Annotated in this window: 12 protein-coding genes; 10 read left to right on the forward strand and 2 right to left on the reverse strand. The window is 63.2% G+C overall.

Going from position 1 to position 12,681, the window contains the following annotated elements; all coding sequences use genetic code 11:
* Positions 1–117 precede the first annotated feature (117 nt).
* The 8 genes from ABQJ48_RS04300 to ABQJ48_RS04335 all read left to right on the forward strand — a co-directional run bounded on the left by ABQJ48_RS04300 (position 118) and on the right by ABQJ48_RS04335 (position 8,622).
* Positions 118–1,041, forward strand: a complete 924-nt coding sequence (locus ABQJ48_RS04300) for a histone deacetylase family protein (RefSeq protein WP_367836199.1) — start codon at positions 118–120, stop codon at positions 1,039–1,041.
* 69 nt (positions 1,042–1,110) lie between these two features.
* Positions 1,111–1,911 carry an enoyl-CoA hydratase gene (locus tag ABQJ48_RS04305; protein ID WP_367836200.1) on the forward strand — a complete coding sequence of 267 codons (801 nt, stop codon included), beginning with the start codon at positions 1,111–1,113 and terminating at the stop codon, positions 1,909–1,911.
* A gap of 271 nt (positions 1,912–2,182) precedes the next feature.
* A complete protein-coding gene (locus ABQJ48_RS04310) occupies positions 2,183–3,217 on the forward strand; it encodes a methionine ABC transporter ATP-binding protein (protein ID WP_367836202.1) in 1,035 nt (344 codons plus the stop codon).
* Positions 3,207–3,860 (forward strand): methionine ABC transporter permease, encoded by a 654-nt coding sequence (locus ABQJ48_RS04315; RefSeq protein WP_367836203.1) that lies wholly within the window; start codon positions 3,207–3,209, stop codon positions 3,858–3,860. Before ABQJ48_RS04310 ends, ABQJ48_RS04315 begins: the two co-directional genes overlap by 11 nt.
* A gap of 54 nt (positions 3,861–3,914) precedes the next feature.
* Positions 3,915–4,721, forward strand: a complete 807-nt coding sequence (locus ABQJ48_RS04320) for a MetQ/NlpA family ABC transporter substrate-binding protein (RefSeq protein ID WP_367836204.1) — start codon at positions 3,915–3,917, stop codon at positions 4,719–4,721.
* A gap of 239 nt (positions 4,722–4,960) precedes the next feature.
* A complete protein-coding gene (locus ABQJ48_RS04325) occupies positions 4,961–5,710 on the forward strand; it encodes an electron transfer flavoprotein subunit beta/FixA family protein (protein ID WP_367836206.1) in 750 nt (249 codons plus the stop codon).
* A 76-nt stretch (positions 5,711–5,786) separates the two neighbouring features.
* Positions 5,787–6,722 (forward strand): electron transfer flavoprotein subunit alpha/FixB family protein, encoded by a 936-nt coding sequence (locus ABQJ48_RS04330; protein WP_367836207.1) that lies wholly within the window; start codon positions 5,787–5,789, stop codon positions 6,720–6,722.
* A 109-nt stretch (positions 6,723–6,831) separates the two neighbouring features.
* The gene (locus tag ABQJ48_RS04335; RefSeq protein ID WP_367836209.1) at positions 6,832–8,622 is read left to right on the forward strand and encodes an acyl-CoA dehydrogenase; all 1,791 of its coding nucleotides are present in this window, start codon (positions 6,832–6,834) and stop codon (positions 8,620–8,622) included.
* A gap of 146 nt (positions 8,623–8,768) precedes the next feature.
* Here the strand turns inward: ABQJ48_RS04335 and ABQJ48_RS04340 are convergent, their stop codons facing one another.
* Entirely contained in the window at positions 8,769–10,055 is a 1,287-nt protein-coding gene (locus tag ABQJ48_RS04340; RefSeq protein ID WP_367836210.1) for a D-amino acid dehydrogenase, read from the reverse strand.
* A gap of 168 nt (positions 10,056–10,223) precedes the next feature.
* On the opposite strand from ABQJ48_RS04340, the gene ABQJ48_RS04345 reads away from it, so the two are divergent.
* Positions 10,224–10,712, forward strand: a complete 489-nt coding sequence (locus ABQJ48_RS04345; RefSeq protein ID WP_367836212.1) for an Lrp/AsnC ligand binding domain-containing protein — start codon at positions 10,224–10,226, stop codon at positions 10,710–10,712.
* A gap of 102 nt (positions 10,713–10,814) precedes the next feature.
* Positions 10,815–11,963 (forward strand): PA0069 family radical SAM protein, encoded by a 1,149-nt coding sequence (locus ABQJ48_RS04350; protein WP_367836214.1) that lies wholly within the window; start codon positions 10,815–10,817, stop codon positions 11,961–11,963.
* 16 nt (positions 11,964–11,979) lie between these two features.
* On the opposite strand, the gene ABQJ48_RS04355 is transcribed toward ABQJ48_RS04350, so the two are convergent.
* Positions 11,980–12,447, reverse strand: a complete 468-nt coding sequence (locus ABQJ48_RS04355; RefSeq protein ID WP_367836216.1) for an NINE protein — start codon at positions 12,445–12,447, stop codon at positions 11,980–11,982.
* Between the last annotated feature and the right edge of the window lie 234 nt (positions 12,448–12,681).

The following is a 12,681-nucleotide window of genomic DNA, read 5'->3' on the forward strand; positions in this document are numbered from 1 at the left end:
ACGCGCCATAGCGGCATCGTGTGGTAAGTTGATAGATGTTGGCGCGCCGAGGGCGCGCGCCTCTGGAAGGAGACATGCTGCGCGCGCTTCGAAGGCGCCGCGCCGCAGAACAGAACCATGGCAACAGGCTTCTATTCCCACGCCGACTGCATGCTGCACGATATGGGGCAGTGGCATCCCGAATGCCCCGCGCGGCTGCAGGCGATCGAAGATCAACTGATCGCGAGCCGCATCGACTCGCTCATCGAGCGAGAGTCGCCGCCGCTTGCCGATGACGCCGCGTTGCTGCGTGTGCATACGCAGGCGCATCTCGATTACATCCGCAGCCGCTCGCCCACTGAAGGCATCGCCGAAATCGACCCCGATACGTCGATGAACCCGCATACCTTGCAAGCCGCGTTGCGCGCGGCGGGCGCTGCGGTGGCGGCGACAGACGCGGTGATCGAGGGCCGCTACGACAACGCGTTTTGCAGCGTGCGTCCGCCAGGCCACCACGCGGAGCCGGCGCGCGCGATGGGCTTCTGTTTCTTCAACAACGTCGCGATCGCCGCGCGTCACGCGCTCGAGGTGCACGGGCTGCAGCGCGTCGCGATCATCGACTTCGACGTGCATCACGGCAACGGCACGGAAGCGGTTTTTTCAGGCGACTCGCGGGTGCTGATGTGCAGCATCTTCCAGCATCCGTTCTACCCGTTCACCGGCGCTGACAACCAGGCGCCCAACATGTGCAATGTGCCGATGCCGGCGCGCTCGAGCGGCATGGCAGTGCGTGAGGCGGTGGACCTGCTGTGGCTGCCGCGCCTGCACGAATTCAAGCCCGAGATGCTGTTCATTTCGGCCGGCTTCGACGCGCACCGCGAAGACGACCTCGGCAACATGGGCCTCGTCGAAGACGACTACGCGTGGATCACCGGGCAGGTGCGCCAGATCGCGGACCGCTATGCGCGCGGGCGGATCGTCAGCTGTCTCGAAGGCGGCTATAACCTGTCGGCGCTCGGACGCAGCGTCGTCGCGCACGTACGCTCGCTGGCCGGCATCTGATGGTGCCGCGCCGCGGGCCGCATCTGCCTGCATTGGCTTGTATTTGCACATAGCAATGAGGAGCGAGCGATGAATGCCGACGCGCGCAGCGCTTCACTGATCGAGATCGAACATAATGCGTATCGGGTGCCGGGCACGGTACTGCTGACAATGAACCGGCCCGACGCGTTCAACGCGCTTTCGGAAGCGCTGCTCGACGGGTTGCAGGGCGCATTGACGGACATCGCCCGCTCGGACGCGCGCGTGGTCGTGATTGCCGGCGCCGGGCGGGCGTTCTGTGCGGGCCACGATCTGAAGGAAATGCGTGCGGCGCCGTCCTTGGCCTATTACCAGCAGTTGTTCGCCCGCTGCACGAAGCTGATGATGACGATCCAGCGCCTGCCGCAACCGGTGATCGCGCGGGTGCAGGGCATTGCGACGGCGGCCGGCTGCCAGCTGGTCGCGATGTGCGATCTGGCGGTCGCTGCGGACTGTGCGCGCTTCGCCGTGTCGGGTGTGAACCTTGGGCTGTTCTGCGCGACCCCTTCTGTGCCGTTGTCGCGCAACCTGTCGCGCAAGGCGGCGCTTGAAATGCTGCTTACCGGCGACTTCATCGACGCGGAGCAAGCGAAGCGCGAAGGCCTCGTGAACCGGGTCGTCCCGGCCGACGCGCTCGACGCGGAGCTGGCGCAACTCGCGGCGAGCATTTGCGCGAAACCGGTCGAAGCGGTAAGGGCCGGCAAGGACCTTTTCTATCGGCAGCTCGAAATGGGCGTCGAGGCGGCTTACCAACTGGCTGGCCAGACGATGGCCTGCAACATGATGGACGACTCGGCGCTGGAAGGCGTGCAGGCGTTTATCGACAAGCGCGTGCCGGCATGGAAGCGCTAGGCGGTCAGAGCCGCAATGGCCACGCGGCGCGCTGCACACCGCGGCCCGGCACCAGCTCCCAAGCCACAAGCAATGCGCAGCCACGCGCCAGCGCTGCGGGATTCCGCGGGCTCCTAATACCAATCCGTTATGAAAAGATCGTAATTGATTATTAGAGGGAATGAGGCCGCTACGATAGAATCACCGCCTCAAATCCCAAATAAGAAACAACGGCGGCCGCTTGTCCGGAGCGCACGACGCTCGCTGACAATCACCGCCGTTTCGTTTTTCCATGATCGAAATACGCAATATTTCCCAGCGCTTCGCCGGACCCCGGGGCTGGATTGAGGCGCTGCACAACGTCGATCTCTCGATTCCGGCGGGCGAGGTGTTCGGCATCATCGGCCGTAGCGGCGCGGGCAAGAGTACGCTCGTGCGCACCATCAACCTGCTGACGCGCCCGTCCGAGGGCAATATCGTCGTCGATGGGCGCGACCTGACCACGCTGCCCGCCGCGCAATTACGCGAGGCGCGCCGCGAGATCGGCATGATCTTCCAGCACTTCAACCTGCTGTCGTCGCGCACCGTGTATGAAAACGTCGCGTTGCCGCTCGAACTGGCCGGCATGAAGCGCGATGAAACCGAGGCGAACGTGTTGCCGCTGCTCGATCTGGTCGGCCTGTCGGCGCAGAAGGACCGCTATCCGGCGCAGATCAGCGGCGGCCAGAAGCAGCGCGTGGGCATTGCGCGCGCGCTCGCGAGCAAGCCGAAAGTGCTGCTCTCCGATGAAGCGACCTCCGCGCTCGACCCCGAAACCACGCGGGCGATCCTCGAACTGCTCAAGCGCATCAATCGCGAACTGAATCTGACCATCGTGCTGATCACCCATCAGATGGATGTGATCAAGCAGGTCTGCGACCGCGTTGCGGTGCTGGACGCGGGCCGGGTGGTCGAAGCTGGCAAGGTGATCGACGTGTTCCTGCAGCCGCGTCATGAAGTCACGCGCGCGCTGATCGGCGACGTGATCGCGCAGGAACTCCCGCCCGCGATGAAGGTGCGCGTCGCAGAGCGCCTGAAGACGGGCAGCGGCCACTTGCTGCGCCTCGCATTCACAGGCTCGGGTGTCGATCAGCCGATTCTCTCGGAAACGATTCGCCGCTACGAACTCGACTTCAATATCCTGCACGGCCAGATCGACGAGATCCAGGGGCAGGCGTTCGGCTCGCTCGCGGTGCTCGCGGGCGGTGAACCGGCAAAGGTGGCGCAGGCGCTGACGTATCTGCGTGAACAGGGTGTGGTGGTGGAGGAGCTCTCGCATGTCGAGTGAAATGTTCGATATGTTCGTTCAGTCGTTGTGGGAAACGCTCGTGATGGTGGGCATTTCGGGACTGGTCGGCGCCCTGGTGGGATTGCCGCTCGGCGTCTTGCTGTATCTGACGGACCGTCAGGGCGTGCTGGAGAACGTCGCGGTGAATCGCGCGATGGGCGTGGTCGTCAATGCAGTGCGCTCGACCCCGTTCATCATCCTGCTGGTGGCGGTGATTCCGTTCACGCGCCTCGTGGTGGGTTCGTCGATCGGGACCGCGGCCGCAGTCGTGCCGCTGACGATTGCCGCCGCGCCGTTCATCGCGCGTCTGGTCGAGACCGCGCTGCGCGAGGTCGACCGTGGCTTGATCGAAGCGGCGCAGGCGATGGGCGCGACCACCGCGCAGATCGTGTTCAAGGTGCTGCTGCCGGAATCGCTGCCGGGCGTGGTCGCCGGGTTGACCATTACGTTCGTGTCGCTGGTCGGCTATTCGGCGATGGCCGGCGCGATCGGCGGCGGCGGGTTGGGCGACCTCGGCATCCGCTATGGGTATCAGCGTTTTCTGCCCGAAGTGATGTTGACGGTCGTGGTTATCCTGATCGTCTTCGTGCAACTGGTGCAGTCGTTCGGGGATTGGCTCGTGCGTCGGTTGAGCCATAAATAAACAAGGGTCATCGAAACCCGCTAACAGAGTCGGCAGATTCACAAAAGGACCATCATGCAACGTCGTTTCATTCTCAGACTCGCCGCGGCGCTCGTTGTCACATCAGGCGCTGCCACGTTATTCGCCACTGCCGCGCACGCCGAGGACACCATCAAGGTTGGCGTCACCGGCGGTCCCCACGCGCAGATCATGGAGGTCGTGAAGACCGTCGCGGCCAGGAACGGTCTGAACATCAAGATCGTCGAATTTTCAGACTACGTGCAGCCGAACGCGGCGCTCGCCGGCGGCGATCTGGATGCGAACAGCTACCAGCACGACCCTTACTTGCAGGCGCAAGTGAAGGATCGGGGCTACAAACTCATCCGCATTGCGGACACAGTCACGTACCCGATGGGCATCTATTCGAAGAAGATCAAGACGCTCACCGCACTGCAGCCAGGCGCAAAGATAGCAGTGCCGAACGATCCGACCAACGGCGGCCGGGCGCTTCTGCTGCTGCAAAAGCAGGGCTTGCTCAAGCTGCGCGCCGATGCAGGCCTGAAGGCGACGCCGCTGGATATCGTCGACAACCCGCGCAAGTTGAAGATCGTGGAACTCGATGCGGCGCAAATCCCGCGCTCGCTGAACGACGTGGACGCTGCCGCAATCAACACCAATTTTGCGATGGAGGCCGGTCTGAAGCCGAAGCAGGACGCGATCGCCATCGAAGACCCGAAAGGCCCCTACGTCAACATCATCGCGATCCGCGAAGCCGACCGCAACAAGCCGTGGGTCCCCAAGCTGGTCGCGGCCTATCATTCGCCGGAAGTGAAACAGTTTGTCGACAGCAAGTTCGGCGGGTCGGTCGTCACCGCCTGGTGAGTCGGCGGCCCTCGGACATCGCAAGCCAACACGGCCATGGCCCCGCGCAGACGTAGGGCATAACCCGGGGTTGTCACCCGGGATTTTTCGAGATTAAAATAGAACGATCGTTCGATATTGCCGTCACGCTGACGAGGAGCGATATCCTCCGGTAAAGCCGCCCGCGACAACCGGCTGCCAGAAGGGCAGTCGCTATAATGTCCGTTGGGTTGACGTATTCGTAATTTTGGAGCGTGTGCATGAAAATCCTGGTGCCAGTCAAAAGAGTGGTCGATTACAACGTGAAGGTCCGTGTGAAATCGGACGGCACGGGCGTCGACATTGCGAACGTGAAGATGTCGATGAATCCGTTCGACGAGATCGCGGTGGAAGAAGCGGTGCGTCTGCGCGAAGCGGGCGTGGCCACCGAGGTGATCGTCGTGTCGGCAGGCGTCGCGCAGGCGCAGGAAACGCTGCGTACGGCGCTCGCAATCGGTGCGGATCGCGCAATCCTGATCGAGTCCAATGAAGACCTGCAGCCGCTGGCGGTCGCCAAGCTGCTGAAGGCATTGGTCGACAAGGAACAGCCTTCGCTCGTGATTCTGGGCAAGCAGGCCATCGACGACGACTCGAACCAGACCGGCCAGATGCTCGCTGCGCTGGCCAATCTGCCGCAAGCAACCTTTGCATCGAAGGTGGTCGTGGCTGATGGGAAGGCCACTGTGTCACGCGAAGTGGATGGCGGCGCCGAGACGCTGTCACTCAAATTGCCCGCTGTCGTCACCACCGATCTGCGCCTGAATGAGCCGCGCTACGTGACGCTGCCCAACATCATGAAGGCGAAGAAAAAGCCGCTGGAAACGCTCAAGCCTGCGGACCTCGGCGTGGACGTCACGCCGCGCCTGAAGACGCTGAAAGTCGCCGAGCCGCCCAAGCGCTCGGCCGGTGTCAAGGTGCCGGACGTGAAGACGCTGGTCGAGAAACTGAAGACCGAAGCCAAGGTGCTTTAAAGAAAACGGCAACTATGTTGCATGGGACTGGAGTAAGCGCTAAAGCGCTAACTCCGTCGACACGGAGACGGACGACATGACGAATCTGGTAATAGCAGAACACGACAACGCGTCGATCAAGGCCGCGACGCTGAACACGATCGCAGCGGCGCAGAAGATCGGCGGTGACACACATGTGCTGGTGGCAGGTCACAACGCGCAAGCCGCGGCGGATGCAGCGGCGAAGATTGCAGGCGTTAGCAAAGTGCTGCTGGCCGACGCGCCGCAGCTCGAAGCGGGCCTTGCGGAAAACGTCGAAGCGACCGTGATCAAGATTGCGAAGGACTACACGCACATCCTCGCGCCGGCGACCGCCTACGGCAAAAACATCGCGCCGCGTATCGCCGCGAAGCTCGACGTCGCGCAGATTAGCGACATCACCGCCGTGGACTCCCCCGACACGTTCGAGCGTCCAATTTACGCGGGCAACGCGATCGCGACGGTGCAATCGGCTGATGCGATCAAGGTCATCACGGTGCGTTCGACCGGTTTCGATGCAGTCGCAGCCGAAGGCGGCAACGCATCGGTTGAAAAAATCGAAGCCGCGGCGGACGCCGGCCTCTCGCAGTTCGTGAGCCGCGAAGTGACGAAGCTGGACCGTCCGGAGCTAACGAGCGCGAAGGTCATCGTCTCGGGCGGCCGGGGTCTCGGCAACGGCGAGAACTACACCAAGGTGCTGGAGCCGCTGGCGGACAAGCTGAACGCAGCGTTGGGCGCATCGCGTGCCGCAGTCGATGCGGGCTTCGTGCCCAACGACTATCAGGTGGGCCAGACCGGCAAGATCGTCGCGCCGCAACTGTACGTGGCCGTCGGCATCTCGGGTGCAATCCAGCATCTGGCGGGGATGAAAGACTCGAAGGTGATCGTCGCAATCAACAAGGACCCCGAAGCACCGATTTTCAGCGTCGCTGACTACGGTCTGGTCGGCGACCTGTTCACGCTAGTGCCGGAACTCGTCAGCGAACTCGGTTAACAGCCGTAGCGCCGTAACGGTGCGCATAGGTGTCGGGCAGGAGCACAGAAGGGCGCAGGACCGAACGGGTCCAGCGCCCTTTTTTCATCCATAGAGGAGGAGAACGAAAATGAGCTATACGGCCCCGATCAAGGACATGCTGTTCGTGATGAAGGAACTGGCCGGTCTCGAAGAAATCGCGACGCTGCCCGGTTTCGAGGACGCCAACCTCGACACGGCTCAGGCCGTGCTCGGCGAGTCGGCGAAACTGTGCGGTGAGGTGCTCGCGCCGCTGAACGTCGAAGGCGATCGCAATCCGAGCAGCTGGAAGGACGGCGTCGTCACGGCGACGCCGGGCTTCAGGGAAGCATTTCGCCAGTTCGCCGAAGGCGGCTGGCAAGGCGTGCAGCATCCGACCGGCTACGACGGCCAAGGCCTGCCGAAGCTGATCGCCACAGCGTGTATCGAGATGCTCAACGCGTCCAACCTGTCGTTTGCATTGTGTCCGCTGCTGACCGACGGCGCGATCGAAGCGCTGCTGACCGCCGGCGGTGAAGCGCAAAAACAGATTTATGTGCCGAAGCTGATTTCCGGCGAGTGGACCGGCACGATGAACCTGACCGAGCCACAGGCCGGCTCCGATCTCGCGCTGGTGCGCACGCGCGCCGAACCACAAGGCGACGGCTCGTTCAAGCTATTCGGCACGAAAATTTTTATCACGTGGGGCGAGCACGACATGGCGAAGAACATCGCCCATCTCGTGCTGGCGCGCACGCCGAATGCGCCTGAAGGCGTGAAGGGCATTTCGCTTTTCATCGTGCCCAAGTTTCTCGTCAACGACGACGGTTCGCTCGGTGAGCGCAACGACGTGCATTGCGTATCGATCGAGCACAAGCTCGGCATCAAGGCGAGCCCGACCGCGGTGCTGCAGTTCGGCGACCACGGCGGTGCGATCGGTCATCTGATCGGCGAGGAAAATCGCGGTCTCGAATATATGTTCATCATGATGAATGCGGCGCGGTTCGCGGTGGGCATGCAGGGCGTCGGTCTCTCGGATCGCGCGTATCAGAAGGCGGTCGCCTATGCGAAAGATCGCGTGCAGAGCCGTCCAGTGGATGGCTCCGCGAAGCAGCCGGTCGCGATCATCCAGCATCCGGACGTGCGCCGCATGCTGTCGACGATGCGCAGCCTGACCGAGGCGTCGCGCGCGCTCGCGTATGTCGCGGCCTCGCATTGCGACTTCGCGCATCGTCATCCGGACGAGGCGACGCGCGCCGAGCATCAGGCGCTCTACGAATTCCTGGTGCCGATCGTGAAGGGCTGGAGCACGGAACTGTCGATCGACGTCGCGAGCCTGGGCGTGCAAGTGCATGGCGGGATGGGCTTCATCGAAGAAACCGGCGCCGCGCAGTATTACCGCGACGCGCGCATTCTGCCGATCTACGAAGGCACGACCGCGATTCAGGCCAATGACCTGATCGGCCGCAAGACCGTGCGCGACGACGGCAAGGTGGCGAAGTCGCTGCTGGCCGGCATCGCCGCAACGCTGGAGGCGCTTGGCTCTCAGCACGGGCCGGCCTTCGATTCGATGAAGAAGTACCTGGCGCAGGGCCATGGTTCGCTGAGCGCGGCGGTGGACTTCGTGCTCGCCAATACAAAGAGCGATCCGAATGCGGTGTTTGCGGGCAGCGTGCCGTATCTGAAGCTCGCGGGCGTCGTGCTGGGCGGCTGGCAGATGGCGCGTGCGCTGCTGGTCGCCGCTCAGAAGCGCGACGAAGATCCGTCGTTCTACGGCGCGAAGATCGCGACCGCGCAGTTCTATGCGGAGCATGTGCTGCCGCAGGCGTCGGCGTTCGAAGCGTCGATTGTCACGGCGAAGGGCGGCGCGAGCGTGCTGGCATTGTCGGCAGATCAGTTTTGATGCAACGCCCGCGGCTTGCCGCTTCGGCGTAAAAGCAAACGGCGCCTCCTGTGAAGTGAGGCGCCGTTTTTCATGCTCGCGTGAGATTCGAGCGCAGCTTGCGCAACTTACCGGCTTGCCATGGGCATCGCGCCCGGCGCCAGGTCTCAGGCATAAGCCGGGCGATGCACACCGCCGGTCTCGCCGAGATAGCGATGCACCGACAGGTCATCCGCCTTGATGGCAGGCTGTTTGCCCGACATCACGTCGGCCAGCAACTGGCCCGAGCCGCACGACATGGTCCAGCCGAGCGTGCCGTGGCCCGTGTTCAGGAACAGGTTCGCGACCGGCGTGCGCCCGACGATCGGCGTGCCGTCGGGCGTCATCGGCCGCAGACCGGTCCAGAACGTGGCCTTCGACGTGTCGCCGCCGCCCGGGAACAGATCGTTCACGCACATTTCCAGCGTGGCGCGGCGCGCCTCGCGCAGCGACTTGTCGAAGCCGACGATCTCGGCCATTCCGCCGACCCGGATCCGGTTGTCGAAGCGCGTGATCGCGATCTTGTAGGTTTCGTCGAGCACCGTGGACACCGGAGCTGCGGCCGAGTCGACGATCGGCGCAGTGATCGAATAGCCTTTGAGCGGATAGACCGGGATTTTCACCAGACCCGCCAGAAATTGCGTGGAGTACGAACCGAGCGCGACGACGAACGAGTCCGCGCGCACGAGTTCGCCGCCGCATTGCACGCCGGCGACGCGGTCGCCGGACATCATGAGCGCGTCGATCGGCGTGTTGTAGCGGAACTTGACGCCCAGTTGCCCGGCCAGCGTCGCGAGGCCCGTGGTGAACATCTGGCAGTCGCCGGTTTCGTCGCCCGGCAGCCGCAACCCGCCGGTCAGCTTGTGCGACACCGCCGCGAGCGCCGGCTCAGCCTGCGCGAGTTCCGTGGCGGACAGCAGTTCATACGGCACGTTTGCGTCTTCGAGCACGGCAATATCTTTCGCGGCGCCGTCGAACTGCTGCTGCGTACGGAACACCTGCAGTGTCCCGCCCGTGCGGCCTTCGTACTGAAGGCCGGTGTCCGCGCGCAACGCCTGCAGGCAGTCGCGACTGTATTCGGCGAGGCGCACCATGCGTCCCTTGTTCACCGCGTAGCGCGCCGACGTGCAGTTCTGCAGCATCTGCCACATCCATTGCAGCTGGAACTGCGTGCCGTCGAGACGGATTGCGAGCGGTGCATGTTTCTGGAACATCCATTTGACGGCCTTCAGCGGCACGCCGGGCGCGGCCCACGGCGACGCGTAGCCCGGCGATATCTGACCGGCGTTGGCGAAACTGGTTTCGAGCGCAGGGCCGGCCTCGCGGTCGATCACGGTCACTTCATGACCGGCGCGCGCGAGGTAATACGCAGTCGTCACCCCGACGACGCCACTGCCCAAAACGACGACTCGCATAGTTGCTCCAGCAGATCCAGAAGAGATAGGAGGGCGGGGCGCTCATCGATTTGCTCGAATTCAATCGATTCACGAGGTAAAACGCCGATCGCCCAGTGTTAACCGCTATACTATTGCCAGTAAGGCAGGTTTTGTTATCGTAGTTGTTGAATTTTTAGCGGAAACACCATGCGTACACAGCGCCAACCCGTGCGAGCCCTCGATAAACTCGATCACAACATCTTGCGGCTTCTGCAGCAGGACGGCCGGATGGCCATGAAGGACCTGGCCGAGCAGGTCGGGCTGTCGGTGACGCCGTGCATCGAGCGGGTCAAACGGATGGAGCGCGACGGCGTGATCACCGGCTACTACGCGCGGGTGAACCCGGCCGAACTCGGGGCGGCGTTGCTGGTATTCGTCGAGATCACGCTCGATCACAAGAGCGGCAACATGTTCGACCAGTTCCGGCGCGAAGTGCAGAAGATCCCCGAGGTGCTGGAATGCCATCTTGTATCAGGCGATTTCGACTACCTGATCAAGGCGCGCATCGGCGAGATGGCCGACTACCGGAAGCTGCTTGGCGACATCCTTTTGCAATTGCCGGGCGCGGTGCAGTCCAAGAGTTACGTGGTGATGGAAGAAATCAAGGAGACCCTGACAATCGCCGTGGGCGGATAGGGGGTCAACGGGGCAGCCGCATACGGCGCTCGACAAACGGCGAAAACACTGTATATTTATACAGGTATTGCGCGCCTGTTGTTTCGTTTGTGGTATTCAGCCGTGGCCAACTCCGACACCCGAACCGCTCGAGAATTTCCGATCGCGCCGCCTGCGCCTCGCAAGGGGCGTGGTGCCGTCACGAACCTGCAAGGCCGCTACGAGGTCGACCAGCGCGAACCAGCGGACGACGGCTGGCTGCCTCTCGCCCACGAAGGCGGGGAGGAGCCCAAGGCACTGCGCACGCAGGTCTTTGAGGAACGCGCGAAGAGCATCCTCACGCGCAATGCGTCGCCGGACATTCCGTTCAGTGTGTCGCTGAATCCGTACCGCGGCTGCGAGCATGGCTGCATCTATTGCTTCGCGCGGCCCACGCATAGCTATCTCGGGCTGTCTCCGGGGCTCGACTTCGAAAGCCGGATCTACGCGAAGATCAACGCGCCGGAACTGCTCGAGCGGGAGTTGTCGAAGAAAACCTATGTGCCCGAACCGATCGCGCTGGGCGTCAACACGGACGCGTGGCAGCCCGCCGAACGCGATTTGCGCCTCACGCGTCGGGTAATCGAGGTGCTCAGCGAGCGCAACCATCCGTTTGCGGCGATCACCAAATCGTCACTGATCGAGCGCGATATAGATCTGCTCGCTCCGATGGCGGCGCGCGGGCAATTCATGGCGGCCATCACCATCACGACGCTGGACGCCGACATCGCGCGCACGCTCGAACCGCGCGCGGCCACGCCGTCGCGGCGGCTGCGCACTATTCGCACATTGAGCGAGGCGGGCATTCCGGTCGGCGTCAGCGTTGCCCCGGTGATCCCGTTCGTCACCGAGCCTGACATGGAGCGCGTGCTTGAAGCGTGCGCGCAAGCCGGTGCGAGCAATGCGAGCTATATCGTGCTGCGTCTGCCGTGGGAAGTCGCGCCGCTATTTAAGGACTGGCTCAGCGCGCATTTTCCCGATCGCGCCGCGCGGGTGATGAGTCGCGTGCACGACATGCGAGGCGGCAAAGACTACGATTCGTCGTTCGCCACGCGAATGAAAGGCGAGGGCTTATGGGCCGATCTGCTCAGGCAGCGATTCCATCACGCCGTGCGCCGCTTGGGCCTGAACCGGCGCGATCGCGGCATTCTCGATATGTCGCACTTTCGTCGGGGCGAGCCGTCGCACGCCGAACAACCGCTGCCCGTGAATCCGCAACTGAAGCTCTTCTAACGCGCTGCGGGGCCCGTCATTGCGAGATCGTTTTGGCCGCTTCCACCTGACTTTCGAAGTAGGTTTGAAACGATAAGGCGAGGCCGGTCATCAGCACAAATGCGCCGATAAACAGCGAAAAGATCACGACAAAAATGACAGTCCAGCCCGAGCGGCTTCTGCGTTGCGTGTGCGCATTGAACTGGGCGTCCCATTTTTCATCGGGACGCAGTCCGTAGACGATCGCGGCGAGAAACGCGGAAAGCACTGAAACAGCGCCGAAAAAAGCCAGCACCCAGCCGAGGATCGAAGCGCGCTCGCTTGCCACCAGCAGCATGACGCCGGGGATGCCCATTAGCGTGCCGAGCACATGAGCCCAGCCGTAGGGATCACGTTTGCCGAACAGGTAGAAGCGGTGCGCGCCGAGGCTGCCCACCAGGAACGCCAGCGCGGCGGTAAGCGTCTTGGATCGGAAGCGCGGGGAAATCGAAGCTGCGGTGGACATGTGGACGTGGGCGAAGTGACAGGCGGTCGAAAGGAGCGGCGCGCCGTACGGCTGCGGACCGACGGGCATTCTACGCCGGCCGCATGCTGAGGGTCACTTGCGGAATGCGCGTGCTGCGAAGTTCAGAGTGACCCGAATGCAGTGCGTTGCGGGCAACCGCGGCGGGCTGGCGGCGCGCAATGATCCCGGCCAGCCGCCTGGAATCGGTAGCGCGCCGGGCGCGAGACCGCCATC

The sequence above is a fragment of the Paraburkholderia suaedae genome (assembly GCF_040812055.1).
GTDB lineage: Bacteria > Pseudomonadota > Gammaproteobacteria > Burkholderiales > Burkholderiaceae > Paraburkholderia.

Coding starts and splice junctions, on each gene's coding strand:
- ABQJ48_RS04300 (WP_367836199.1), top strand. CDS start 118: ATGGCAACAGGCTTCTATTCCCACGCCGACTGCATGCTGCACGATATG.
- ABQJ48_RS04305 (WP_367836200.1), top strand. CDS start 1,111: ATGAATGCCGACGCGCGCAGCGCTTCACTGATCGAGATCGAACATAAT.
- ABQJ48_RS04310 (WP_367836202.1), top strand. CDS start 2,183: ATGATCGAAATACGCAATATTTCCCAGCGCTTCGCCGGACCCCGGGGC.
- ABQJ48_RS04315 (WP_367836203.1), top strand. CDS start 3,207: ATGTCGAGTGAAATGTTCGATATGTTCGTTCAGTCGTTGTGGGAAACG.
- ABQJ48_RS04320 (WP_367836204.1), top strand. CDS start 3,915: ATGCAACGTCGTTTCATTCTCAGACTCGCCGCGGCGCTCGTTGTCACA.
- ABQJ48_RS04325 (WP_367836206.1), top strand. CDS start 4,961: ATGAAAATCCTGGTGCCAGTCAAAAGAGTGGTCGATTACAACGTGAAG.
- ABQJ48_RS04330 (WP_367836207.1), top strand. CDS start 5,787: ATGACGAATCTGGTAATAGCAGAACACGACAACGCGTCGATCAAGGCC.
- ABQJ48_RS04335 (WP_367836209.1), top strand. CDS start 6,832: ATGAGCTATACGGCCCCGATCAAGGACATGCTGTTCGTGATGAAGGAA.
- ABQJ48_RS04340 (WP_367836210.1), bottom strand. CDS start 10,055: ATGCGAGTCGTCGTTTTGGGCAGTGGCGTCGTCGGGGTGACGACTGCG.
- ABQJ48_RS04345 (WP_367836212.1), top strand. CDS start 10,224: ATGCGTACACAGCGCCAACCCGTGCGAGCCCTCGATAAACTCGATCAC.
- ABQJ48_RS04355 (WP_367836216.1), bottom strand. CDS start 12,447: ATGTCCACCGCAGCTTCGATTTCCCCGCGCTTCCGATCCAAGACGCTT.